Annotated in this window: 17 protein-coding genes and 1 pseudogene; 7 read left to right on the top strand and 11 right to left on the bottom strand. The window is 40.1% G+C overall.

The window, feature by feature from the left end; translation table 11 throughout:
* Nucleotide 1 precedes the first annotated feature (1 nt).
* The 3 genes from H5158_RS03010 to ubiD all read right to left on the bottom strand — a co-directional run bounded on the left by H5158_RS03010 (nucleotide 2) and on the right by ubiD (nucleotide 2,694).
* The gene (locus H5158_RS03010; RefSeq protein ID WP_259398450.1) at nucleotides 2–325 is read right to left on the bottom strand and encodes a hypothetical protein; all 324 of its coding nucleotides are present in this window, start codon (nucleotides 323–325) and stop codon (nucleotides 2–4) included.
* A gap of 102 nt (nucleotides 326–427) precedes the next feature.
* Nucleotides 428–1,141 carry an NAD(P)H-flavin reductase gene (gene fre / locus H5158_RS03005; RefSeq protein ID WP_182739433.1) on the bottom strand — a complete coding sequence of 238 codons (714 nt, stop codon included), beginning with the start codon at nucleotides 1,139–1,141 and terminating at the stop codon, nucleotides 428–430.
* Nucleotides 1,142–1,227: 86 nt separating this feature from the next.
* Nucleotides 1,228–2,694: a 4-hydroxy-3-polyprenylbenzoate decarboxylase gene (ubiD, locus tag H5158_RS03000; protein ID WP_145239922.1), complete on the bottom strand. Its 1,467-nt coding sequence runs from the start codon at nucleotides 2,692–2,694 to the stop codon at nucleotides 1,228–1,230.
* A 166-nt stretch (nucleotides 2,695–2,860) separates the two neighbouring features.
* Here ubiD and H5158_RS02995 point away from each other — a divergent pair, with 166 nt between their 5' ends.
* The gene (locus H5158_RS02995) at nucleotides 2,861–5,494 is read left to right on the top strand and encodes an EAL domain-containing protein (RefSeq protein WP_182739432.1); all 2,634 of its coding nucleotides are present in this window, start codon (nucleotides 2,861–2,863) and stop codon (nucleotides 5,492–5,494) included.
* 84 nt (nucleotides 5,495–5,578) lie between these two features.
* Here H5158_RS02995 and H5158_RS02990 read toward each other — a convergent pair whose 3' ends face one another.
* Together H5158_RS02990 and H5158_RS02985 are read right to left on the bottom strand one after the other, a co-directional pair.
* A complete protein-coding gene (locus tag H5158_RS02990) occupies nucleotides 5,579–7,600 on the bottom strand; it encodes a methyl-accepting chemotaxis protein (protein ID WP_182717467.1) in 2,022 nt (673 codons plus the stop codon).
* A gap of 76 nt (nucleotides 7,601–7,676) precedes the next feature.
* Entirely contained in the window at nucleotides 7,677–7,961 is a 285-nt protein-coding gene (locus H5158_RS02985; protein ID WP_182717466.1) for an MliC family protein, read from the bottom strand.
* Between the two features lie 123 nt (nucleotides 7,962–8,084).
* Here H5158_RS02985 and H5158_RS02980 point away from each other — a divergent pair, with 123 nt between their 5' ends.
* Nucleotides 8,085–9,005, top strand: coding sequence for a DUF808 domain-containing protein (locus tag H5158_RS02980; protein WP_182739431.1), 921 nt, complete (start codon nucleotides 8,085–8,087; stop codon nucleotides 9,003–9,005).
* A 56-nt stretch (nucleotides 9,006–9,061) separates the two neighbouring features.
* Here H5158_RS02980 and H5158_RS02975 read toward each other — a convergent pair whose 3' ends face one another.
* Nucleotides 9,062–10,351, bottom strand: a complete 1,290-nt coding sequence (locus H5158_RS02975; RefSeq protein WP_182739430.1) for a hypothetical protein — start codon at nucleotides 10,349–10,351, stop codon at nucleotides 9,062–9,064.
* Nucleotides 10,352–10,532: 181 nt separating this feature from the next.
* Here H5158_RS02975 and H5158_RS02970 point away from each other — a divergent pair.
* Nucleotides 10,533–12,482: pseudogene (locus H5158_RS02970) on the top strand (alpha/beta hydrolase family protein).
* A gap of 78 nt (nucleotides 12,483–12,560) precedes the next feature.
* On the opposite strand, the gene H5158_RS02965 reads toward H5158_RS02970, so the two are convergent.
* Complete coding sequence (locus H5158_RS02965; protein ID WP_182739429.1) at nucleotides 12,561–13,499, bottom strand: tetratricopeptide repeat protein; 939 nt, start codon at nucleotides 13,497–13,499, stop codon at nucleotides 12,561–12,563.
* 93 nt (nucleotides 13,500–13,592) lie between these two features.
* Entirely contained in the window at nucleotides 13,593–14,996 is a 1,404-nt protein-coding gene (locus H5158_RS02960; protein ID WP_182717463.1) for a M20/M25/M40 family metallo-hydrolase, read from the bottom strand.
* 224 nt (nucleotides 14,997–15,220) lie between these two features.
* On the opposite strand from H5158_RS02960, the gene dbpA reads away from it, so the two are divergent.
* Complete coding sequence (gene dbpA, locus H5158_RS02955) at nucleotides 15,221–16,609, top strand: ATP-dependent RNA helicase DbpA (RefSeq protein WP_145239907.1); 1,389 nt, start codon at nucleotides 15,221–15,223, stop codon at nucleotides 16,607–16,609.
* 7 nt (nucleotides 16,610–16,616) lie between these two features.
* Here the strand turns inward: dbpA and H5158_RS02950 are convergent, their stop codons facing one another.
* A complete protein-coding gene (locus H5158_RS02950) occupies nucleotides 16,617–17,201 on the bottom strand; it encodes a DNA-J related domain-containing protein (RefSeq protein ID WP_182739428.1) in 585 nt (194 codons plus the stop codon).
* Between the two features lie 79 nt (nucleotides 17,202–17,280).
* On the opposite strand from H5158_RS02950, the gene H5158_RS02945 reads away from it, so the two are divergent.
* A complete protein-coding gene (locus H5158_RS02945; protein ID WP_182739427.1) occupies nucleotides 17,281–20,097 on the top strand; it encodes a tetratricopeptide repeat protein in 2,817 nt (938 codons plus the stop codon).
* A gap of 278 nt (nucleotides 20,098–20,375) precedes the next feature.
* Here H5158_RS02945 and rho read toward each other — a convergent pair whose 3' ends face one another.
* Entirely contained in the window at nucleotides 20,376–21,635 is a 1,260-nt protein-coding gene (rho, locus tag H5158_RS02940; protein WP_064666866.1) for a transcription termination factor Rho, read from the bottom strand.
* 181 nt (nucleotides 21,636–21,816) lie between these two features.
* A complete protein-coding gene (gene trxA, locus H5158_RS02935; protein ID WP_145239901.1) occupies nucleotides 21,817–22,143 on the bottom strand; it encodes a thioredoxin TrxA in 327 nt (108 codons plus the stop codon).
* Between the two features lie 90 nt (nucleotides 22,144–22,233).
* On the opposite strand from trxA, the gene rhlB reads away from it, so the two are divergent.
* Nucleotides 22,234–23,511, top strand: a complete 1,278-nt coding sequence (gene rhlB, locus H5158_RS02930) for an ATP-dependent RNA helicase RhlB (RefSeq protein WP_145239899.1) — start codon at nucleotides 22,234–22,236, stop codon at nucleotides 23,509–23,511.
* A 47-nt stretch (nucleotides 23,512–23,558) separates the two neighbouring features.
* Entirely contained in the window at nucleotides 23,559–25,052 is a 1,494-nt protein-coding gene (gene gppA, locus H5158_RS02925) for a guanosine-5'-triphosphate,3'-diphosphate diphosphatase (RefSeq protein WP_182739426.1), read from the top strand.
* Nucleotides 25,053–25,470 lie beyond the last annotated feature (418 nt).

The raw sequence follows: 25,470 nt of genomic DNA, 5'->3' as shown, positions 1-25,470 counted from the left end.
GTTAGCTTTGTTGGCAAGCTGTTTGGCTAAGCACTTCAAAACGCTCCAGCTTTATCGATTCTTTTGTAATGAGAGAAGTGTACTGTTGGCAAATAGCATTATCAAAAAATGTATCACGCAGTTTTTGGGCATCAGCAACCGTAGCAAAATAAATGATACTACTATATTGCTGGGTATCGGCTTGTTTAGCAAGGGAGCGGTAAAGTACGCCTGATTGGTTATCAATATAACGCTGAAAATCATTATTAGCGATATGGAACTGCGCTAAATTTGTATCAGTCTTTAGTTTGAAATTTACAACTTCGATTAAATTTGTGGTCATCATAGTTCTCCTTGTTTAAGAAGAGCTAAGTAAATCATAGCGGGCTGTCAGGGAGTGTCAGTAACCAGCTTACGGATAAAAATTAAGCTGGTTACTCTGGTTATACTATTTTATAAATGCAAATGCATCGGCGTACATGTTTTCGCGAATTGCACCATGTGCTAGGAAATCATCGCGGACAATACCTATCATGTCAAAACGCCCTGCCATGTAAATATCATATGGGGCAAGCGATACGATATCGTTCATCACCGCTTTATGTACGTAGCCTGTGTGGCCTGTCCAGCTAGCTGTTGGGTTTTCAACTACTGGTATAAAGGTAAAGTTTTCACGGCTATCGGCCCATGTTTGCATTTCAGTATGCGCATACAAGGCTGACTCTTCACGCACACCCCAATAGAACAATACCGGACGCTCACAACCGATTTCACTTAAATGATCAGCTATAGATTTTGCGTATGAAAACCCAGTGCCGCCAGCGAGTAAAATAATTGGGCGTTCGCATTGGAGACGCAACTGTGAAATGCCTAAGCCGGCTTCAATCAACACCTGAGTTTTCTCAGCATGGGCTTGGCGAAGATGCTCTAAAGTTTGCATTGCATATGAATCAACTGCAGATGCGCCAATATGGAGTTCTAGCTCATCAGACTGTGAAGGGCGGCTGGCAATTGAAAACGCGCGCTTGTCTTTTTCGCCAAGCACTACTTGCAAATATTGGCCAGCTTCAAAGGTGACGCTTTCAACAGGTTTTAAAATTACTTTGTGAACAAATTCAGTGAGTGGGCTGATAGCGACAACTTCAGCGTGTAATGTTTGCATGTTTTACCTTAAATTAGCGGATACGCACTTTATTTGAACAATAATAACATATCCGCATAGTGAGTTTATAGCCTCTAAAAGAGCTGTTAAAGAATATCTAAGCTTTGCCAGATTTCATCGACGCGATCTTTAGTCGCTTGATCCATCACAATGGGTTCGCCCCACTCACGAGTGGTTTCGCCGGGCCATTTATTAGTGGCATCCATACCCATTTTTGAACCAAGACCTGAAACCGGTGATGCAAAGTCTAAATAATCAATCGGAGTGTTTTCAATTAGAGTAGTGTCGCGGGCGGGATCCATACGTGTAGTAATCGCCCAGATCACGTCATTCCAATCACGTGCGTTAACGTCATCATCACAGACAATGACAAACTTTGTGTACATAAACTGACGCAAGAACGACCATACCCCCATCATCACGCGCTTGGCATGACCTGGATATTGTTTTTTCATTGTCACTATCGCCATACGATATGAACAGCCTTCTGGCGGTAGATAAAAATCGACTATCTCAGGAAATTGCTTTTGTAAAATAGGTACGAAGACTTCATTGAGTGCGACCCCTAAAATTGCCGGCTCATCTGGTGGACGACCAGTAAAAGTGCTGTGATAAATAGGATCTTTACGATGTGTCATGTGGGTCACGGTCATAACAGGGAAGTTATCAACCTCATTGTAATAACCCGTGTGATCGCCATAAGGGCCTTCAGGTGCCATTTCGCCCGGCATTATATAGCCTTCAAGAACTATTTCAGCACTGGCAGGAACTTGTAAATCATTGGAGATCGACTTAACTACTTCTGTTTTGCTACCACGTAGCAAGCCGGCAAAGGCGTATTCACTCAAGGTATCTGGCACTGGCGTGACGGCACCTAGGATTGTCGCAGGATCAGCACCCAATGCTACCGATACCGGATAAGGTTGGCCTGGGTTTTCTTTACACCATTCTTGAAAATCGAGAGCACCGCCACGGTGTGATAACCAGCGCATAATGATTTTATTTTTACCGAGTAATTGTTGGCGGTAAATACCTAAGTTTTGGCGTTTTTTGAAAGGTCCTTTGGTGACGGTTAAACCCCAAGTGATTAATGGAGCCACATCACCAGGCCAGCAGTGTTGAATTGGCAGCTTAGTTAAATCAACATCATCGCCTTCTAGAATAACTTGCTGACAAGGCGCTTTTTTAACTTCTTTGGCAGGCATATTTAATACTTGCTTAAACACTGGAATTTGGCTAAATGCTTCTCTAATGCCTTTTGGTGGCTCTGGCTCTTTTAAAAATGCCAGCAACTTACCGACTTCCCGTAGTTCGCTAACGTGTTCTTTACCCATTCCCATGGCAACACGCTCTGGTGTACCAAATAAGTTAGCTAGTACGGGGATATCATAACCTTTAGGGTTTTCAAACAATAAAGCGGGTCCCTTAGCACGTAGTGTGCGGTCGGCAATTTCGGTCATTTCAAGATAAGGATCAACTTCTTGGTGAATACGCTTCAGTTCACCTTTTTTTTCTAATAAATCGATAAAATCACGTAGATCTTTGTATTTCATTGTGGGCCGCTTTAAAGCTTAAAAGACTGTTGGCATTATACTTAAATAAAGACGTTAAGCGAATTAATGAGGTGTTTTTAGAGCGCATTTAAGCGATCATTTTTGTTACATTATAAGGTGAGTAAGCTATAGTTTAGGACAAATGTTTGAAATGAGTTTTTGATTAATGGGTGGGCTTATCGTAAAAACATTTATCAAGGCTGTTCTTCTTTGCTGTGTAATTACCTTTGTAGATCAAGTAAGTGCTAAGCAATCATTAAATTCCGCGCTCAATGTGCCGCTTTTTAATGAGCACAGTGCCGTGATGTTAGTGGTAGAACCGCAAACGGGTGAAATTAAATTTGCTAATAAAGCAGCGGCAGCATTTTATGGTTACAGTATTGCGCAATTGCAAACAATGCGTATCCAGCAAATTAATATATTTACTGAGCAACAAGTTGCACAGGAACGCCAAGCTGCTCTGAGTAAAGGGCAAAACTATTTTGTTTTCAAACACCGATTAGCGAGCGGTGAAACACGTACCGTTAGCGTTTATTCAGCCCCATTTACAATTGAAAATAAAGATTTTTTATTTTCTGTCATACATGATATTTCATCTCAACGTAACCTTGAAAAAGCGCTTTGGCATTATCAAGAAAATCTTGAACAATTGGTTGCCATTCAAACTAATGAAATAGAACAAAAACGCACCGATCAATTGCTGTTAGCGCTAATATCTATTTCTGTACTGATAATACTGCTAGCGACTTTAACTTGGTTAGTTTTGCGATTACGCCGAGCTAAAAAATCGGCGCAAAAAGACAGTGCGACGCTAAAAGCGATTTTCAATAGTATTGATGATCTGCTCGTTTACACGGATGCCGAGCATAGGGTCATTACAGCTAATACTGCGGCTGTGCAAAAGTTAACGGCAGGCGAGCCACTGAAGGATAAAAATATTTACTCATTTACTGAGTGTTCGAAAGGAGTAGTTGGGGTTGATAGTGAGTGTCAATTTCACGGAGCTAAAGAGGTATTTTGGGGAGAGGCACGAGTAACCGCAGTTATCGACGAAAAAAATAGCAAAATTGGTGAAATACATTTAATTCGTGATATCACTTTAAAATTAAAAGCACTTCAACAACAACGACTCGCGAGCACGGTATTTTCAACAACTAATGAAGGTATTTTAGTTTCTAATCGTGATAATGAAATTCAAGCTGTAAATAAAGCTTTCACACAGATCACCGGTTATCAAGAACAAGATGTGCTTGGTAAATCACCTGCAATATTAAATTCGGGCCATCATAAACCATCGTTTTTTAAAGTGTTATATCGACGTTTAAATGAGGCTGGGCACTGGGAAGGTGAAATATGGAACCGCCGCAAAGATGGTAGTATTTACCCGAGCTGGGTCAATATTTCGGTAGTATTTGACGAGGAAAAAGACATTGAAGTTTATGTTGCCTTATTTAACGACATTTCTTTACGCAAAGAAAATGAACAGGAAATGTGGCTACAAACTAATTTTGATACCTTAACGGGTTTGGCAAATCGCTATCATTATAATAGCAAGCTAGATCAAGAAATGATCCGTGCGACAGCTGATAATAAGCGTTTGGCAATTTGTTTTATTGATTTAGATCGGTTTAAAAGCGTTAACGATACCTTAGGGCATAATAGTGGTGATTTACTATTACTTGAGGCTGCCAAAAGGCTTAAAGCATGTATGCGCAGCTCTGACGTAGTTGCCCGTTTAGGTGGCGATGAGTTTGCGCTATTACTGCCAGGGATCAATAAGTTAGCAGATATTGAGCGACTAGCTACAAAAGCTCTGCTGGCGCTTAGTTCTTCATTTAAAATTGGTGAGCAAGATGTATTTGTATCCGGCAGTATGGGGATCACTATTTTCCCCGACGATGGCAGCGATCGAAAAATATTACTACGTAATGCTGATAGCGCTATGTACAAAGCTAAAGCGCAAGGGCGAAACTGCTTTGAGTTCTTTACCAGTGGCTTGCATGAACAAGCGACTGCTCGCAGTAGGCTCGAAAATGCTCTTCATAAAGCGCTTAGTAATAACGAGTTTGCCGTTTATTTTCAGCCAATTATTAGCCACGATAAAAAAACGGTCGGCTGTGAAGCATTATTGCGATGGCATAGTGCGGAGCTTGGCGATGTTTCGCCGGCACAATTCATTCCTGTATGTGAAGAGTTAGGATTAATCATTCCAATTGGTGAGTGGGTACTCAGAGAAGCATGCCGCGAAGCTGCTAAGTGGTGTGGTTGTTTCGGTGATCAGTTTTTTGTTACGGTAAATATGTCTAGCGTGCAATTTATTCGCCAAGATATTGAAGCGTTAGTTAAAAGTGTTCTACAGGAAACGCAGTTATCAGCTCAGTGTTTAACCCTTGAAATTACAGAAACGCTACTTGCTGATAATAGCTCAAATATTTTGCAGCAGTTGCAAGCATTACGCGGAACCGGCGTGGGTTTAGCAATTGATGACTTTGGCACCGGTTACTCATCGTTGAGTTATTTAAAGCGTTTTCCGCTGAGTAAGTTAAAAATAGATCGGGAGTTTATAAAAGACTTACCGGATGATCTTGAAGATTGTGCGATGGTTAGTGCAATAATTTCAATGGCTAGTAACCTACAGCTCAAAGTTGTTGCCGAAGGAGTTGAAACCTTTGCACAGCTGGCTTTTTTAAACGCTCTAAATTGTGATTATATTCAAGGTTTTTTATACAGCAAACCACTGCCTGCGGCACTATTTGATAAATACATTAGGGAGTTTATCGCGGAGCAAAATAATAAATAAGTTGCTACACGCCACTGCAACGTTATTTCTGTGGCGTGTATTTATCATTATCACAATAGCTGCAGATGGGTTTTATATTCAGAGTTAGAACTTAAATCTTTCTACTGCGCTGGTTAATGAGTGAGCGAGTTGGTTAACGTCTTCACTTTGATTGGCGAGTGACTTTGCATGTTCGGCATTCGTTTGTGCTTGCACCGTTACTTGCGCCATAATCTGTTTTATCTCATTGCTGTTATCAAGCTGGTGATGTGATGAACTAGCAATTTGCATACTCATTTGGTTAATTGTCACTAAAGTACTTTTTATTTTATCCACCGCTTGGTTTAATTCACTACTATTTGCTACACATTCTTTTGCTTGTTGTTGCCCATCGTTAATTTCATGATGAGCAGTATTGGCCTGATGTTGCAGTGTTTGGATCATTGTATGTATTTCGCTAGTCGAGTTTTGCGTTCGTGCAGCTAAAGAGCGAACTTCATCTGCCACAACAGCAAAGCCTCGGCCATTTTCTCCTGCACGGGCAGCTTCAATAGCAGCGTTTAGCGCAAGTAAATTAGTTTGTTCAGCAATACTGCTAATTGTATCCACGATTGCGCCAATTAATTGTGTGTGTTGGGTTAGCTCATTAGTACTTTGTACAGCTTGATCAAGCCGAGTCAGTAACGCTGCAATACGCTGGCTGTTACGATCAGCAATCTGATTTACATCATTGGCAAACTGCGAAGCGTTAGCAACTTCATTAGAGGTGTTATCAGCTCGTTCACAGACCGCTTGGGAATTACTATGCATGCTATGCGCCACCGAGTCGGCCTCTGCAATACGATCTAATTGCTGCTGTGCTGCTTCGGTCATATGTTGGCCTTGTGCACTGGTTTGAATTGCTGATTGATCTAAGGTGTGGGCGTTATCACTTATCGCACTTAGTAATGTACTTAGATCATCGCTTAATTGATTGATATTGTTTAAAAGTACACCAAATTCATCATCATTATGGGGCTTTGTACGTTTCGATAAATCCCCAGAAGCGATACGTGATAGTGCTTTATTTACAGCATTGAGTGGTTTTAACATTGCTTTGGTGGTTAAAAAGCAGATCAAGGCTGCAAACGAAATAAGCACTAAACTTATAATAATCGCGAGTCGCGAACCTGTAGTGATCACCGACTGAGCATCCGCCTGCAAGGTATCAAAGCGTTTATCGGCTAAATGATTTAACTCAATAATGAGCTGCTCGGTAAGTTGAAACTGTTGCTGGAATGCAGCAAAGGCTTGCTCGGTCGCAACTTTGCTGGTCAAAAGAGTACTTTGTTGCTGGTACAGTGTTGCCAACTGTTGATTAATTAAGCTGAGAAGGTCTTTTAGGTTGCTGAAATTTGTTTGATTTTTTAACTCACTCGCTTGCTGTTGTAGGTATGTAAAATTAGATTGGATATTGTCTAATAAAAAAGCGGTATCTTGTTGGTGTTCTGTGAGTGTTTGTAGGGAACTAATGTGGTTGATGCTCTTAACATTATTGCCTAAGGTGAATAGTAAGTCGTCAATGCGGGTCGCGGTACCAACAATAGCGGCTAATAACGATTGTTGCTCCGGTGTTACTTCGATTAGTTCTAAATCAAGTAAGCCACTACTTAAGTCAGCAAGATTATTAGCGTAATCATTTGCTAATGAGGTAACCTGAGTTGCTGCTGTTAGGCCTTGTTGTTTGGTGTTAAACATTGTTGCGCTAGTGGTACTAAATTGCTGATAGCGTTGTGTTATTTTCGATAGTAATTGCAGCATTTGCGGTTGGTCGTGTAGCTGAGAGCTTAATTCTTCTAGCTTGGTTTTAAATAAAGCTTGTTCTTCATGAGTTCTCTGTTGCTGCTGTTGCAAACTGGCTTTACTTGTTTGGCTGTATGCAACGGCATTAAATTTGGTGATTGATAACAGCGATAACCGCAAGGCATGACTTTGCTGTTGTACCGGTACAGCTAAAGTTTCTATATCCGAAGTGGCGTGATTAATTTGTCCTAATGACCAGTAAAAAAAACTACTGCTGGCGAGCATTAAAAAACCAATTGTGGCAAAGGCAAAAATTAGTTTCGTTTTAATAGCAATAGCGTGCATAGTGAACCCGTAAATACTTAATTATTTATGAGTGTAGCAGTATTTTTATAAATTATAAGTTTGGCGAGCGATTGTATTACTCTAAATTACAATGATATTTGTTGCCATCAATTATCAACATTGCTTCATTCCCTTTGGTCCAAAACAGCACATCTTCATTGGTATATTTTACGCCCGAGGCACTGATTTGTTTGGTCAGCGAATGATCTACTTGATTGTAATTTAGCGTGGCACTTTCTTCATCATTACTGGTAATAACGGCGCTTAGCTGGCTATCGCATGAGAAAGACTGACTATTTAATTGTTCTGTGCATGCACTGAGGCTAATAACACCGAGTGCAATTAATAGGGTTTTATACATTAACAAGTACCTTGGCTAAATGTGTTGAGCAACTAGCATAGCAAACGAAAATTAACCTTTGGTGAAAATACTCGTTTAGGCTATGTTGATTATTATAAATTTTTTAACTGCAAAGGAAATGAGATGGCAGGTACTAACCTATTGACATTATTGGACGATATCACCACTTTATTAGATGATATTGCCACTATGAGTAAAGTCGCCACGAAGAAAACGGCGGGTGTATTAGGGGATGATTTAGCTTTAAACGCGCAACAAGTGACAGGAGTCACTGCCGATCGTGAGCTACCGGTCGTGTGGGCGGTAGCGAAAGGCTCATTTTTAAATAAAGCTATTTTAGTTCCTGCAGCGTTATTAATAAGTGTTTGGCTGCCTTGGCTTATTACACCTTTATTGATGGTTGGTGGATTATTTTTGTGTTTTGAAGGTGCAGAAAAGTTAGTTGAAAAGTTATTACCAGCTACGAAAAATGATGATGTAGATGCTGTCGAAAATTTAGATTTAGTTGAGTACGAAAAACAAAAAGTAAAAGGGGCTATTCGAACCGACTTTATTTTATCGGCAGAAATAATAGTTATCACTCTAGGCACCGTGGCGGGTGCAAGTTTACTAAATCAAGCGCTAGTCTTAAGTGTTATTGCGGTGATCATGACCATAGGCGTTTATGGGTTAGTGGCAGGGATTGTAAAACTCGATGATGCTGGTTTGTATTTGCTTAACCAAGCACAGCAAACAGGAAACCGTTTTAAAGCATTATTAGGTAAAGGTTTATTAGCCGCAGCACCACGTTTAATGGCGTTTTTAGCATTTGCAGGTACGGTAGCGATGTTTTTAGTGGGTGGAGGAATTTTAGTGCATGGTATTAGTGTGTTGCATCATTGGCAAACCGCTGTTGCTGAGTTTGCACTGGCAAACTTAGGTACGCTGGGAGAGATTATTGCGCCTTTACTGTTCGATGGTTTATTAGGTGTATTAGCCGGTGCGATTGCTGTGTTAGTTCATCATGGAATTGTCAGCATGAAAGCAAAAAAGCCAGCACAGTAAATTTGCTGGCAATGAATTAGCAAGGGAATGCTATGAAAGTTATTTGCTTGAATTAATTAGTGTTCATGTTTTGATTCAGCAGCTATACCTAACCAGGTAATTTGATTAGGGATAAAATCAAGGTTAAGAATAGTTTTAGTCGTTTGCTCATGGGTGTCGATACTTAATACTGTTTGGTTGTTTGCATCACTGATATATAAAGTATCGTCGGCCGCTGAGGCCGCGAGTGCATAGTTACCAGCTGGGTTTTCGAGTACTTTAAAGCGTGCGCTGACTTGCCAATCATCTTCAGCATGTAGCACTGACAAGAAACCATCACTTTCAAGTACATAAAACTCGCCGGTAATCCTATCCAGTGCACTTGCTAATACGGTATTTTCAGTATTTTGTTGCCATGCAAGCTGTGTCATTTCAGCTGATGCTGGGTCGATGGTGTAAAAAAGCTTACTTTGTGCAATACCTAAAAATAGTTCGCTGTGTTCACTCGCTTTAATTGTGCCAATACGCGTACCTTCAGCAAAGTTGTTGAGATTAGCTACTTTGGCTGCGTTAAACACATTATCTTTTTCAGTTATAACTAATACACCATCGCTACAGCCAAAAGCGATATGCTGGTGATTTTGCGCACTGCCATGTAGTGCAGGGCAATCCACTGCAAACCGCTGTTCTTGATGAAAGTGATCACCATGAATATGCAGTTGTTCAACATAATTTGGCAGCACGCTAGTTATATCTTCGCTGCGATAAGTTGTGATTACCGATTCACCGCGAATTTGCGCTGTACCATGCATGGCATTGTTAAAGCTATGTGCTGCTAACGTTTTCCCAGCAGCAAGTGATTCATCACTTAATAACACAAAGCTTGCAGGGATCCCTGCATCAAGATCGCCATCAAAAAACAGTGCAGCTTGCTGTTCACTGACATCAAAGTGGGTTGGTTTACTATCGCTAAAGATTAAATCATGCAGCTCGGGTTGCTGTTCATAACCATGTTGGTGATCACCATGATCTTCTGTAAATAATCCACCGTCAATGAACTCAACATAATTTTCTGCTCGCTGGATCAATACTGCATAACGGAAATTAGGACTGGCATATAGACCACTTATTACGTTGCTGGTATTAAAGGTCTCCAGCAACGAGTTGTTGTCAGCGTTAAAAACAGATACGTTAGCAATATCAGCATGGCTAATCGCTAATCGCCCTTTTGTAGTGATTTCGGTGTGGTCATGGTCATCTTTCTGCTCAGCATTTTTATCTACAAGGTCATCAATTTCACTGTTACAGGCACACAGTACAGCAACCATAGAGGCAATTAAGCAAGTTTTAAAGTTAGGTAAAATCATAAACAGTCCGGTGTTTTGTTATAATATATCGGTAATGTTATAGTGTAACTTTAATAAAGTAAATAAGTACTCTTCGTTCTTTACTTACGTATTTGGATGGATATCTATTTAAAACCTTATTGGGTACAATTGTAGCAATTATAAAAATATAAATTTAAAAGGATGTTGTATGAGCAAAATGATGCAGTTGATTGTTGTTATTGCTTTGTGTGTTGTCAGCTTCATGAGTGATGCAAATCAATCAGCTCCTGCAGTCGATGACTTCAGCCGCAGCAGTGAATATAGCCAAGTTAAAATCTCTCCTAAGGGAAGCTACCTTGCAGTAATTATGCAACCTGAAGGTAAAAAGATGCTGGTTATTTTAGATGCTAAAAAATTTACAATTCACCACGCTATTAATTTTGAGAGCAATGCCCAAGTTGGTGCTTATCATTGGGTAAGTGATGATCGGGTTGTAGTTGCAAAAGAATACTTACACGGCTGGCAAGATCACCCTGAATATTATGGTGAATTATATGGCGTGAATGCTGATGGCTCAAAAGCTAAGTACTTAGTTGGCTATCTTGGCGAAATGCAAACTGGCTCTCATATCAAAAAAGCCACACCACTTTATGGCACCTCTTATTTGCTGGATTCTTTAATCCACGATGAAGATAAAATGCTTATAGTGACTTACCCGTGGACATCAAGTAGTGAACCGCACACGGTTGTTTATGAGGTTGATATTTTTTCAGGGAAGCGTCGTAAAGTTACGCGCTCCCCGTCACGTATGGCCAACTTTTTGACCGACCATGAAGGAAATGTCAGAGTGGCTGTTTCCAGTGATGATTATATTAAGTCTACAATACATACCCGTGAAAAGTCAGGTGGAGATTGGCAAGCACTTGATTTAGGTGATTTGACTTACAGTGATGTGGAGTTGCACGCTTTTGATAGTAGTGGTGATGCTGTCTATATCACAGCATCAATAAGTGGTGAAGCTCAAGGCTTATATAAATTGAATCTAAAAACCAGAGCAGTTGATTTAATTCATAAAGAAGAGAAAGTCTCACCAAAGCAAATATGGGTCGATGAAGCATCAAAAGAGCTATTTGCTATTGAAACCGAACTAGGTTATCCAACTTATGCTTTTGTCGATGGGCAATCAGATAAAAGCATGCGTTTAAAATCATTAATCTCCGCTTTACCTGGTGAACAAGTGCAACTCGTTAGTAGTACTGAAGATGGTGACACTAATATTATTTATGCCTCTAATGATCGTAACCCTGGACAATATTATTTATTCGATGCCAAAAGTAATAACTTACGATTTTTGTTTGCATCCCGTAGTTGAATTGATGCAGAACAAATGGCGCAGACCAAGCCTGTAAGTTATACCAGTCGAGATGGTTTAACTATTTATGGCTACTTAACAGTACCGAATAATACCATAGAAAAAAACTTACCTTTAGTGGTTATGCCACATGGTGGTCCACATGGCCCGCGCGATTGGTGGGGATTCGACCCTGATGCACAGTTGCTTGCAAGCCGTGGTATGGCCGTACTAAAAGTTAATTTTAGAGGTTCAGGTGGTTTTGGCCGTAACTTTGAGCATGCTGGGCATCGAAAATGGGGAGCTGAAATTCAATTTGATATTATAGATGGTGTGAAGTATTTAGTTGAGCAGGGTACAGTTAATAAAAACAATATCTGCATTATGGGCGCGAGCTTTGGTGGATACTCAGCGTTACAAAGTGCGATTTTAGAACCTGATATGTTTAAGTGTGCGATTGGCGTTGTTGGCGTTTATGATTTGCCCTTAATGTTTAAAGAAGGGGATGTTGCAGAGCGCGATAGTGGCCAACGTTATTTACAGAATGTATTGGGTACAGATGAAGCGCAACTAAAGGCTTTTTCACCTAGCTATAATATTGATAAGTTAAAGGCTCCAGTGCTGATAGTACATGGTGGTGAAGATCAGCGCGCACCGATTGAACAGGCCGAATCACTGATTGCGGCTCTTAAAAAAGCTAAACATCCTTATATATATGAACTGCTTGAAGATGAAGGGCATGGTTTTTATAAGCAAGAACATCGCACTCGTTATTATCAACAAGTGCTGACCTTTTTAGACCAACACTTAACAATATAACAGTCGTATTTACGTGTTAAATGGCAAGCTAAAAGCTTGCCATATTTATATCCACTCGTTGTGGGTAGTTTGGGTATATTAACAGGAATGCTCAAGGCACAGCTCTTTGAGTTGTACTTTGGCTTTGTGGTTATTTTGCCCTGCAGCTTGTTGATACCAATAAATAGCTTGGCTGATATCTTTTTCTACCCCCTCACCATCACGATACATTTGCGCAGTATTAAGCTGACCCCATTGTGAGCCTTCTTTGCTGGCGAGTAAAAAGCTTTCGAACGCTTCAGGAAATAACCCATCTTTGTAATAGATGATGCCTTGCTGATTATTTTTATTAAGCTTCAACCCTTCATATAGCGGTTTAGGGCGTGGTGGGAACATCACAAAACCACCATATAAGCTATATGCATAAGGGCGTAGTACATCATAAATAGCGCCTTCATCATATAAACGCTGTACTTCGCTGCGCGGTAAAATTATTGTTTTTGATGAGAAATAACCTTTTTGTATCAATAAGCTGGTACGCATAGCCATAGTAATGCCGCTGTCGCGTTTATAGCGATAATTGCTGATTTGAAAGGTGATATTTTGGTCATCAAACTCGAGTACTTGGGCTACTTTTAGGTTTTCAGGGCGCAATGGTTCGTTAGAAAACTTATCAGCATGTACCAAGTAAGTATCGAATGCTTGTGGCTGGCTGAGTATTGCTTGCTTGGCTTTTAGCTCATCAAGATGTTGTGTATAAAAGTAAATAGATAACCAGATAAGTAATATCGAGCCTATAAAATATTTGATCAAAGAAAGCTTTTCTAACCATGGCAGTTGCATAATTGAAAGCTGCACATTGTGCTGGCAATGGCTACACTGGTATTGATAATGCCATGCTAATGGCAGCATAGGGACAATTGAAAAACGCAAAAAGCGGCTGTGGTTTTGTAGTCGATAGTCATCATGATGACAGTGTGGGCAGGTTTTTGTTTGGCTGAAAAACGACAATGAATCGCTGGTATTGAATAGTAGCATATGACCTTTTTTCCCTTCCTTGTTTTACGTTAAATTAAAACAAGGAAGGTTAGATGCAAAGCAGAAAACTGTAAGAAAGTATGTTTGGTTAGCTTATTTGCTTGCTACAGGCTTTGCTTTAATTGTAGTTTTAGCATCAGCTGCCATTAACGCAAATACAGCATATGCTGCGGTATTTTGCTTAAGTTTAGCCGGATCGATCTTATCAAGCGTATCATCAGCAGTGTGATGGTAGTCAAAGTAATCAGTACCGTCTTGGTGCAGCTCAAAAATTGGCGCGCTGGTGGCATTTTTAAATGGAATTAAATCAGGCCCACCATTAGCGCTATTTTTACCTATGTATTCAACATTTAGCGGCGCAAGTTGCTTGGCTATTGCACGCACTACTGGCAACGAGGCTGCAGATACATTCGATTCAAAGCCATACACAACATCAGCACCAAAGTCAGATTCAGCGGCGGCAACAATTTTATCAAGTTCATTTGCATGCTTTTTAAAATAAGCTTTAGCGCCCCATAATCCTAGCTCTTCGGCGGCAAATAATACTACACGAATGCTGCGTTTAGGGCGTTTTATTTCACTAATATGTTTGGCAGCAGCCATGGTTAACGCAACGCCTGCACCATCATCAAGTGCGCCAGTGCCTAAATCCCAAGAATCTAAATGACCGCCAATCAGTACGTATTGTTCAGGGTTTTGTGTGCCATTGAACTGACCAATCACGTTATAGCCAGTACCTTGGCCGCGATCTTCAGTTTGCACATTGATATTTACGGTAACATTTTTACCTAGTGCAACTAAGCGAGCTAGCTGATCTGCATCAGGATTAGCAATGGTCACATTAGGGATTTTCGTAACACCTTCTTGATAGTGACTGCCACCGGTATGAGCAAAGCGGTGATGTGCGGTGCTAACAGAACGCATCATATAACCAATCGCGCCTTTTTTTGCAGCCTCAACTGAACCTGTTGAGCGAGCACGAACAGCAGGACCATAACCATTGCCATCAATATGGCGGTTCATATGGTAATTTATATAAGCTATTTTACCTTTTAAGCTGTTTGCTGGTGCTGCGATAAGTTCATCAAGCGTTTCAAATAATACAACTTCAGCGGTAATGCCATCTTTCGGTGTGCTAACGCTGTGGCCTAATGCTGTTAGGTGCAAAGGTTGCTCGCTTGGCGTTAAAATTTTGCCACTTTCACTAAAACGACGCCACTCAGGGAAGGTTGCCTCTTCTAGCCATACTTTATCAAAACCAAGCTCTTTAAATTTAGCTTGGGCCCACGCAACGGCTTTTTTATCATTTTCTGTACCAGGTAAGCGAGGTCCTATTTCAGTAGTAAGCGATTCAAGCAATTGATAGCTTAACTCGCTGTTACTGGCATTAGTTCTTAGTTCGGTGACTTGCTGAAGTTGCTTTGCGGTAAATTCAGGCTCGGCGGCATTGGCTAAAAAGCTGCCGGCTAGCAGTAATCCGGTGATGATTTTTTTCATTATTGACCTGGTTATATTTTCAAGTGAGAGTTATTAAAGCATTTAATACTGAGCAACAAAAGTAGATGAGATAAATGCCTATCGGTGGCGATGTTATGGTGAATGTTTATTGAGAATATGGTCAGCTTAATGGTAGCAATTTGTATATTCTGCTATTATGCAGCATAACTAAGTCGGGCATCTGCAGCGGCTTTTCATGTTTACTTATTGCACTGGAAATTACTTTGACCGCTACAGCTTTTTCATCACTCGCTTTACCATCAGGTTTGGTCGATAACTTATCGACTTTAGGTTACACCCAAATGACCGCTGTACAGGCGCAAAGCCTGCCGCCAGTGCTTGAAGGTAAAGACATCATTGCACAAGCTAAAACTGGCTCAGGTAAAACTGCCGCATTTAGTTTAGGTGTGTTGGCCAAGCTTAATGTTAAGCGTTTTCGTATACAGTCTTTAGTGCTTTGTCCAACCCGTGAGTTGGCTGAGCAAGTAGCTGTGGAAATGCGTAAATTAGCGCGTGGTATTCACAATATAAAAATATTAACTCTATGTGGTGGCGTGTCGATTGGTCCACAAATTGGTTCACTAGAGCATGGTGCACATATTATTGTTGGCACACCTGGGCGTGTAGATGATCATATTCGCAAAGGTACGCTACGTTTAGATGATGTAGACACGCTAGTACTTGATGAAGCCGATCAAATGCTTGATATGGGCTTTCAAGACACTTTGGATGCAATTATTGAGCGTATTCCAAAACAGCGTCAAACTTTATTATTTAGCGCCACTTTTCCGCGCGCAATAGAAGCGATTGCCAAGCGTGTATTAAGCAATCCTGTTATGGTGAAGGTTGAAGAAGAGCAAGAAAAAAGTACTATTAAACAGTACTTTTATAAAATGGATAATAACAAACAACGTTTTAATACATTAAAATTGTTGCTGCTGAAGTTTCAACCAGAAAGTTGTGTGGTGTTTTGTAATACCAAGGTCGAAACTCAACAGGTGTGTGATGATTTAGCTGATGAAGGCTTCAGTGCCGTGTCATTGCATGGTGATTTAGAGCAGCGAGATCGTGAGCGCACCTTGATCCACTTTGCTAATAAAAGCGCCTCGATTTTAGTGGCCACTGATGTAGCCGCTCGTGGTTTAGACATCGATGATATGGATATGGTGATTAACTACCACCTTGCCCATGACCCACAAACCCACGTACACCGTATTGGTCGAACTGGTCGTGCTGGTAAAAAAGGCATTGCATGCTCTATTTATGGCGATGCAGAACAATTCAAAGTGGCACAAATTGGTGACCATTATGAATGTGATTTTTTACCAGAACAATTACCGCCGTTTAGCCTACTTGAAAAGCCACCATACAAACCACAAATGGTGACACTAATGATCGATTCAGGTAAAAAGCAAAAGGTACGCGCAGGTGATATTTTAGGTGCATTAACCGGTAAAGATGGTGTTGCCGGACGTCAAGTCGGTAAAATTAATGTGCTTGATAATGTGGCTTTTGTGGCTGTCGAACGTAATAGCTCAAAGCCCGCGCTACGAAAATTAACGGAAGGTAATATTAAAGGCCGTAAAATTCGTGCCCGTCGTTTAACTCGTTAATTATTGCTTATGATGCTTTTGAGCAGCTTGCCCTAAGCTGCTCATATTCATTTTTTAACTGTTTAAACTGCTCTGCATTACCATGTTGTTTATCTGGATGATATTGTGTTGCCAACTGCCGCCAGCGCTTTTGCAATGCCTGCATAGAAAAATCGTCAGGTAATTCCCAGTGCTTTAATAATGTCTGGCGTTGTTGTTGATCAAGCGTATTTATTGTTGGTGATGCACGAAAAGTACGCCAAAATTTATCTAACAGTGATTTAACTTCTGTTATCGAGGCATCGTAATTTTGCCAATCTAGATAGTACGCTTGTAATGAGTCATGCGCTGCAATGGTTATCTTATCTGGATTATCGGTGAGCTCTATATGTAAACTGGCTACCAATAAATATTGATTTGGCAACAGTTGTTGCTGCAGTTGATAAAGTGCATTCATAATTAAAAAGTTACGCTTAAACAGATCACGGTATGGATCTGTATCTAAGTCATTAATTACACCACGCTCAGATAATTCCAATGCTAAAGTGTGAACCTTCCAAATGTGCTTCGTTAAAATTAACTCGAAAATCTCATCAATCAGTGGGTTAAGCATTGTTTACAGTCTAGTTATTGGTGTATCTTGACTAAACTATCATAGCTTCTACTGCTAACAAAATTCCAAGGAAAAAATTATGCTGGGTCAGTTTAAGCGCCTATTATTTATTTGCTCGATTAGTGTGCTTGGCGTTTTTTCTCAATCAGGTAATGCTCAACAACCAATCGCACTTTTTGAACAATTTAAAGTTACGGATGAATGGTCTGAAAAGCAGCTGTTAGCTACCCAATTATTGTCTACGCAATTATCAAATCAACAACAAGTTGCTATTTATTCTAGTCTAGCAGAGCATGCGTTTGAGTTGAGTAATTATCCCCAAGCATTGCATTATTATCAGTTGCTTGAGCAGCATAGTACATTTGAAAATCTGCCTGAGTTACATTTTCGAGCAATAAAAATGCAGGGCGTGGTGCAATATTTTCAAGGTTTATTACAACAAGCCATTATTGATTACAGCCGTGCGTTAAACTTAGCGGTACGTTTAAAGAGTCCATTAAAACAAGCCAATTTGCTAAGTAATATTGGCCTTGCATATTTTAATATGCACAACATGGAGCTTGCTTTAGATCATTACCAGCAGGCAAAAGCACTTTATGAAATAGATGGTAGCGCGCAAGACAAAGCTGATATTCTTCATAACATTGCGGGCATCTATATTCGTTTATCTAGCTATGATTCGGCACTCGAAATTTATCGCGAAGTGCTCGATGTATTTCAGCAATTGGGTGATGAAGAGGGGATTGCTCGTGCCTATGGCAATATGGGTGTTGCTTATACTGAGTCGGGTCAAAATCAATTAGCGTTGCACTATTACCAGCTCGCTTTACGCTATTATCAAAGTGTAAATGATGCCTATCAGTTATCTGTACAGCATACCAACTTAGCTAACATAAATTTAAAAATAGATGAGTTGGATGCAGCTTTGTATCACGCACAAGCAGCTCAAAAGTACGCCCAGCAAATAGATAATCAATCCTTACGATTAGCCTCCTTACATGTTTTAGCTAAAGTGCAATTAGTGATGGGGGATATTGATATTGCGGAGCAAAATTTACAACAATCAATATCACTAGCCAAAGAATATAAAGATGAATTGCGCATTAAAGACGGCTTAGGTATCGAGGCGTTGTTAAGTGCTGGTGCCGGTGACTATAAGCGGGCTATTCATCTGCACCAACAGTTTGTCGATTATCAACGTAGCATAACCAGTGAAGAGGTTATGAAAGCGTTAAATGTATTTCAGTCTCAGTTTCAGTCGAACCAGTTAAACCAAGAAATTAAACAGCTTAAACAAGAGCGTAGCCTACAAGAATTAAAGATTGAAAAACGCTCACAGTTAACTATTTTACTGTCTATTGTGCTGATGTTGGTATTGATCTGTGCAGTTGTATTATATCGCCGTGCAATCGAAAAAAAGGCCAAAACCCAATTAGAGCAAAAAGTTGAGCAACGTACTCAAGAATTACAATATGTGGCACAAGAGCTACGTGCCGCGAATCAAGTTAAGAGCCAGTTTTTGGCTAATATCAGCCATGAAATACGCACACCACTTACCGCTATTTTAGGGCAAACAGACGACTTATTGCATGGTTTATATCAGCCCCAGCAATTACAAACAGAATTGTTAGTTATTAAAAAACATAGCGATCATTTAAAAGATTTGATTAATGATGTGCTCGATATTAGTAAGATAGAAGCAAACCGTTTAGATTTACATGTTAGCGAGTTTGACCTCGTGGAGCTTGTAAATGATGTTTATGCTATGTCAAGTATGCAGGCTAAAAGCAAAGGCTTAACGCTGCTATTAGAAAATCACTTAGGCTCGAGTTATTGGACTAAGTTAGATATGATCCGCGTCAAGCAAATACTAATAAACCTACTGACTAATGCGATCAAATTTACCGAGCACGGCAGTGTTACTCTGGATATTAATCACACCGAACAAGGCGTATGCTTTAAAGTGATTGATACGGGGATTGGTATGAATACAGAGCAAATAAAAAACATTTTTGAATGTTTTCAACAAGGCGATAATACCATCACTCGCAGGTTCGGTGGTTCAGGACTTGGTTTGAGTCTTTCCCAGCAATTAGCAATTATGATGGGGGGTTATATTAGTGTTGAAAGTGAGCATGGTAATGGCAGTGAGTTTATTTTTAATGTGCCATGTAAAGAGTATGCGCCAACCCTTCTTGCTACCGACAACTCAAAACCAGCTGCAACTAAAGGTCTAGTTGGGCGAGTATTATTAGCAGAAGATCATCCCGACAATCGTAGACTAATAACGCGCTTTTTAAAGTCGATTGGCCTTGAAGTGATCTCAGTAAGTAATGGTGAGCAAGCAGTTGAACAGTGCCTCAGTGAATTTCCAGATGTTGTTTTATTAGATATACAGATGCCAGTAATGGATGGCCTTAGTGCATTTGAACTGTTAAATAAGTGTGGTTTTAATAAACCTATTTTTGCTTTAACAGCTAATGCAATGAGTCATGAAATAGATAATTACTTAGCGATGGGATTTACTGGCTATTTAAGTAAGCCAATAGAAAAAGAAGCGTTTTATCAGGCACTCGCAGCGCATTTAAATAGCACCAGCACGCTACCTTTAGCTAATCCTGATATTAGCGATTTAGTGACGAGTTTTATTGCCAGCTTTGATGATGAAATAGCGTCACTTACACAGCACCTTGCAGCAAAGGACTATATTGCATTACAGCAAGATAGCCATCGTATCCTTGGTGCCGCACAGATATTTTCATTAACTGATGTAGCTAATGCAGCGATGTGCTTAGATAAATCACTCTTATCACAAAAACATAACCCCAGCAGTGATGCCGACATAAAAGAATTAGTAGATGATTTGATTAAGCAGCTATCACAACAGCTGACTTAAAAGAGCGATATATAAGCTTAATGGGTCGTTACATTAAGGCTATAAGTTACTACTAACCAATAAAGCGAGTTGAGCGTTTTATTGAGTGGCATTACTGTGTGCTAGATTTAAATAATCGCAGTTTTAATATTTACTCAATACTGCGCAGTCTGATGATTTTCGTCTATAGGAAACAGAGCAAAGAGATTAATAAAACAAATTTATAATAGGAGTGAGATTTAGGGATAGGCAAAAAAAATGCCTGTATTAACAGGCATTTTAGAATCTAGTAAAGAGAATTATTGACGCTTCATCGAATCAAAAAATTCATCATTGGTTTTGCTCATAGAGAGTTTATCAATTAAAAACTCCATGGCATCAATTTCAGACATTTCATGAACTATTTTGCGTAAAATCCACATTTTTTGTAGTTCATCAGGTTTAGTCAGTAGCTCTTCGCGACGGGTACCTGAGCGGTTAAAGTCGATTGCAGGGAATACACGCTTTTCAGCAATCTTACGATTTAAGTGTAATTCCATATTACCAGTACCTTTAAACTCTTCGTAGATAACTTCATCCATCTTAGAGCCAGTATCGATAAGCGCAGTTGCGATAATAGTTAAACTACCGCCTTCTTCAACGTTACGCGCAGCACCAAAGAAACGCTTTGGTTTATGCAGGGCGTTAGCATCAACACCACCAGTAAGTACTTTACCTGATGAAGGAATTACCGTGTTATAAGCACGTGCTAAACGTGTGATTGAATCCAGTAAGATGATTACATCTTTTTTGTGCTCAACTAAACGTTTTGCTTTTTCAATTACCATTTCAGCAACTTGTACGTGACGGCTTGCTGGTTCATCAAACGTTGATGCAATAACTTCACCTTTTACTAGGCGTTGCATCTCAGTAACTTCTTCTGGACGCTCATCGATAAGTAGTACCATCAATGTCGCATCTGGGTGGTTATGGGTAATCGATTGCGCAATATTTTGTAGTAGCATTGTTTTACCCGCTTTAGGCGGTGCTACTAATAAACCACGTTGACCACGGCCAATTGGAGAGGCTAAATCAAGTACTCGAGCAGTGATATCTTCGGTGCTACCATTACCGCGTTCCATACGTAAACGTTCGTTTGCATGTAGCGGGGTAAGGTTTTCAAAAAGAATTTTCGTGCGAGAGTTTTCAGGTTTATCAAAATTTACTTCGTTTACTTTTAGTAATGCAAAGTAACGTTCACCGTCTTTAGGTGGACGTATGAGACCCATTATAGAATCACCAGTACGCATACTAAAACGACGAATTTGGCTAGGTGATATATAAATGTCATCAGGACCAGCAAGGTAAGAGGCTTCTGATGATCTTAAGAAACCAAAACCATCCTGTAAGATTTCTAATACACCACCGCCAAAAATGTTCTCTCCACTTTTGGCGTGGGCTTTAAGGATAGCAAAGATAATATCTTGCTTTCTTAAGCGGGCTACGTTTTCGAGCCCCATGGACTCAGCTAAGTCTACAAGTTCTTTGATCGACTTGTCTTTTAATTCGCGTAAATGCATATTGGTGGGTTCTTTATTACAGTTATCATGCTCATATAATCGATATTGATTAGTGAGAGAGGTTTGTTGGTAAACTAAGGATTAGTTGGCTTTATAAACTAGCAGGTCATTCGCTAGGCGTCCAGTCTTTATACAAAAAAAATTAAAAAAAAGGGCAGTTGCCCTTTTTTTAGGCATATTTTTAGATGTTGTTTTCTAAAAACTCAACAAGTTGAGTTTTAGAAAGTGCACCCACTTTAGTTGCCGCAACTTGGCCTTCTTTGAAAAGAAGTAACGTAGGGATACCACGAATACCAAATTTAGGTGGTGTGCCCGCATTTTGGTCAATGTTTAATTTACCGATTACAACACGGCCATCAAACTCTTCTGCCACTTCATTAAGAATTGGCGCGATCATTTTACACGGTCCACACCATTCTGCCCAAAAATCAACTAATACAGGCTTGTCTGATTGTAAAACGTCAGCTTCAAAGCCATCGTCAGTTAATTGAATAATTTTCTCGCTCATTGCGCTCTCCGATAAGTTAGGCGAATTATTTAATGCGTATTTAAACACTCTTGTTTCTTATTGCAAGTTTAAACGTTATGCTTAAACGCTATGACTAAGACACATTTGACCGATAAAAAGTTTTCAGACTTTGCTATTGCACCGGAAGTGGTTGCCGGGTTAACCGAAAGTGGGTTTGAATATTGCACACCCATACAAGCTAAATGCCTACCTTTTATTTGTGATGGCCGCGACATTGCGGGTCAAGCACAAACAGGTACAGGCAAAACGTTGGCGTTTTTAACTGCCACCTGCCATCGGTTATTACAATCTAGCAAAGCACCTAGTAAACATCCAAGAGCCCTGATCATGGCCCCTACTCGGGAGCTTGCGATTCAGATCCACAAAGATGCAAAAATTTTAGCGCCACACTGTAATCTTAACTTAGGTTTAGTATATGGTGGCGAAGATTACGAAAAACAACGTGCACAATTAGAAAAAGGCGTTGATATTTTAATTGGCACCACAGGGCGCTTAATCGATTTATATAAACAAGGGTGTTACACCCTCAATGAAATCGAAGTAGTGGTACTTGATGAAGCCGATCGTATGTTTGATTTGGGTTTCATAAAAGACATTCGCTATATGTTCCGCCGTATGCCGGATACATCACAACGCCTTAATTTATTATTTTCAGCAACGTTATCGTATCGCGTACAAGAACTGGCGTTTGAGCACATGACAAACCCAGAGCATGTACAAATTGAACCTGATGTGAAAACTGGCAAGCGCATTGTTGAAGAGTTATTTCATCCTTCTCAAGAAGATAAAGTTAAGCTGTTATTAACTTTGATTGAAGAAGAATGGCCTGAGAAAGCCATTGTGTTTGCAAATACTAAACATAGCTGTGAAACGGTTTATGCATGGTTAAAGTCTGATGGACACCGGGTGGGAATGCTCACTGGTGACGTAAATCAGAAAAAACGCCAATCAATTTTAGCGCAATTCTCTAAAGGTGATTTAGACTTCCTTGTGGCAACAGATGTTGCTGCTCGTGGCTTACATATCCCTGAAGTGAGTCATGTATTTAACTTCGACTTACCAGATGATTGTGAAGATTATGTTCATCGTATTGGCCGTACAGCACGCGCTGGGGCATCAGGTAAGGCAATTAGTTTTGCATGTGAGCAGTACGCATATAATCTTCATGAAATTGAAGAATACATAGAGCACAGCATTCCTTTATCACATTATGATAAAAGTGCATTGCTTGATGATTTAACTAAGCCTACTATTCAAAGAAAGCGTAATTATTCAACAGGCCCACGTAGTCGTAGTAACAACAGCGGACGTAGACCAAACAATAGTTACCAAAAAGCACGGTCGTAATTGCGACCGTCGTTATAGTCGTAGTAGTAACTAGAGGTTTTTGAACGGTGGGGCAACTTAAACCGCAAAAAAATGTTTATGCAGTAATTGATTTAGGATCTAACAGTTTTCACATGTTGATCGCTAAGTCAATTGCTGGCGGCTTACAAACAATAGGCCGAGTTAAACGCAAAGTCAGATTAGCCGCAGGGCTAAATGATGATAATTTACTGAGCACAGAAGCAATGCAACGAGGCTGGGAATGTCTCGCACTATTTGCAGAGCGTCTTCAAGATATCCCTAAAAACAACATTACTATTGTTGCCACCGCTACTTTGCGCTTAGCAACGAATGCTGATGAATTTAAAATCAAAGCCGAGCAAATCCTTGCGCATAAAATTAATGTCATTAGTGGTGAGCTAGAAGCGCGCACTATTTATAAAGGCGTTGCGCATACATCTTCATGTAGTGGTCGCCAACTAGTAATAGATATTGGCGGTGCCAGTACTGAGGTAGTTATAGGTAAGGGATTCGACGCACTACATTATAAAAGCCTAAACATGGGCTGTGTTACCTACCTAGAACGTTACTTTAAAGACTGTAAACTCAATGACGCTAATTTCAATGCTGCTATTAAAGCCGCACGAGTAGTTATTGATGATATAGCGCCAAGTTATAAAGTGGCGGGTTGGGAGATTGCATCAGGTGCATCGGGTACTGTACAAGCTATCCAAGAAATTATGGTGGCACAATCACTCGATGAAACACTGAGTTTAGATAAACTCAATAAAATTAAAAAGCAATCGATCGCCTATGAGACCATCGCTGAGCTCGATTTACCTGGGCTTAGTGAAGAAAGACGTTTAGTTTTTGTGTCAGGGCTCGCTATTTTAATTGCTTTATTCGAAGCGCTTGAAATTGATAAAATGGGATTAGCAGGAGGCGCACTTCGTGAAGGTGTGCTTTATAGCATGGTCCCTGAGTTTCATAATCATGATATTCGAAAGCGCACTGTTGATGGCCTGATGAGCCGTTATCATGTCGATCAAAAACAAGCGAACCGAGTTGCAGAACTCGCCAGTCACCTCGCAGCTCAAGTCAGCGAGCAGTGGCCACTATTCAACAATAGTGGCCTGCCTTTACTAAAAGCGATTGCGCAATTGCATGAGATTGGTTTGTTAATTGAGTATAAGCAATATCAAAAGCACACCGCTTATATTTTAGAAAACACCGATATGCCAGGCTTTTCACAATCGGAGCATAAAATTATTGCGGCTGTAGCGAATGCACATCGTTCAGATCTGCAAAAGAATGTTTTTGAGTATTTAGGCTGCCATGCTCAGCTTACTCAGTATGTAACACGGTTGCTTAGGATCGCAGTGATCTTATCAATGCGTCGCCAAGATGATGTATTACCAAAATTAGTATTAACTGTTAATAATGACGCTCTAACACTAATATTTGAAAATGATTGGCTAAAAGCGCACCCGCTAATGGCAAGTGAGCTCCAACAAGAGTCTAAACAGCAAGCAAAAGCTGGTTGGAAGTTTATTGTTAAGTAACAAAAGGGCTGTAAAAGCCCTTTTATTGTATTAAAAACCACCTTTATGCACTAAATTTGTTCGAACAGTCAATTAAATCAAAAAAGATCAAAAAAAGTGTTGATCTGTTTTTGGATCTCCCTATAATGCGACCCCACTGAGACGGGAAACGCCAACGCATAGCGAAGCACGAACAACTCAGAGAGTTAAATAAAACTTCGGTTTTAAATATTCGCAAGAAAGCTTAAAACTAAGTGTTGACTCGAAAAATAAAGGATGTATTATACGCATCCCTAGCGACAATGTCGCAACGTCCTTTAACAATATAAAGCAATCATCTGTGTGGGCACTCGTACAGATTGATTTCTACCAGCCCAGCTTAACTTTCTTTTAGATAGCTAAGCAAGGCAAAAAATTTAGAGTCTCAATTGAAACTGAG

The organism is Pseudoalteromonas sp. SR45-6 (assembly GCF_014163545.1).
GTDB lineage: Bacteria > Pseudomonadota > Gammaproteobacteria > Enterobacterales > Alteromonadaceae > Pseudoalteromonas > Pseudoalteromonas rhizosphaerae.
Note: the sequence above shows the minus strand (reverse complement) of the source record. Positions and strands in the feature narration are given on the sequence as shown.

What these genes read in the sequence shown, in the direction of transcription:
- H5158_RS03010 (WP_259398450.1), bottom strand. Translation starts at nt 325, where the DNA reads ATGATGACCACAAATTTAATCGAAGTTGTAAATTTCAAACTAAAGACT.
- fre (WP_182739433.1), bottom strand. Translation starts at nt 1,141, where the DNA reads ATGCAAACATTACACGCTGAAGTTGTCGCTATCAGCCCACTCACTGAA.
- ubiD (WP_145239922.1), bottom strand. Translation starts at nt 2,694, where the DNA reads ATGAAATACAAAGATCTACGTGATTTTATCGATTTATTAGAAAAAAAA.
- H5158_RS02995 (WP_182739432.1), top strand. Translation starts at nt 2,861, where the DNA reads ATGGGTGGGCTTATCGTAAAAACATTTATCAAGGCTGTTCTTCTTTGC.
- H5158_RS02990 (WP_182717467.1), bottom strand. Translation starts at nt 7,600, where the DNA reads ATGCACGCTATTGCTATTAAAACGAAACTAATTTTTGCCTTTGCCACA.
- H5158_RS02985 (WP_182717466.1), bottom strand. Translation starts at nt 7,961, where the DNA reads ATGTATAAAACCCTATTAATTGCACTCGGTGTTATTAGCCTCAGTGCA.
- H5158_RS02980 (WP_182739431.1), top strand. Translation starts at nt 8,085, where the DNA reads ATGGCAGGTACTAACCTATTGACATTATTGGACGATATCACCACTTTA.
- H5158_RS02975 (WP_182739430.1), bottom strand. Translation starts at nt 10,351, where the DNA reads ATGATTTTACCTAACTTTAAAACTTGCTTAATTGCCTCTATGGTTGCT.
- H5158_RS02965 (WP_182739429.1), bottom strand. Translation starts at nt 13,499, where the DNA reads ATGCTACTATTCAATACCAGCGATTCATTGTCGTTTTTCAGCCAAACA.
- H5158_RS02960 (WP_182717463.1), bottom strand. Translation starts at nt 14,996, where the DNA reads ATGAAAAAAATCATCACCGGATTACTGCTAGCCGGCAGCTTTTTAGCC.
- H5158_RS02950 (WP_182739428.1), bottom strand. Translation starts at nt 17,201, where the DNA reads ATGCTTAACCCACTGATTGATGAGATTTTCGAGTTAATTTTAACGAAG.
- H5158_RS02945 (WP_182739427.1), top strand. Translation starts at nt 17,281, where the DNA reads ATGCTGGGTCAGTTTAAGCGCCTATTATTTATTTGCTCGATTAGTGTG.
- rho (WP_064666866.1), bottom strand. Translation starts at nt 21,635, where the DNA reads ATGCATTTACGCGAATTAAAAGACAAGTCGATCAAAGAACTTGTAGAC.
- trxA (WP_145239901.1), bottom strand. Translation starts at nt 22,143, where the DNA reads ATGAGCGAGAAAATTATTCAATTAACTGACGATGGCTTTGAAGCTGAC.
- rhlB (WP_145239899.1), top strand. Translation starts at nt 22,234, where the DNA reads ATGACTAAGACACATTTGACCGATAAAAAGTTTTCAGACTTTGCTATT.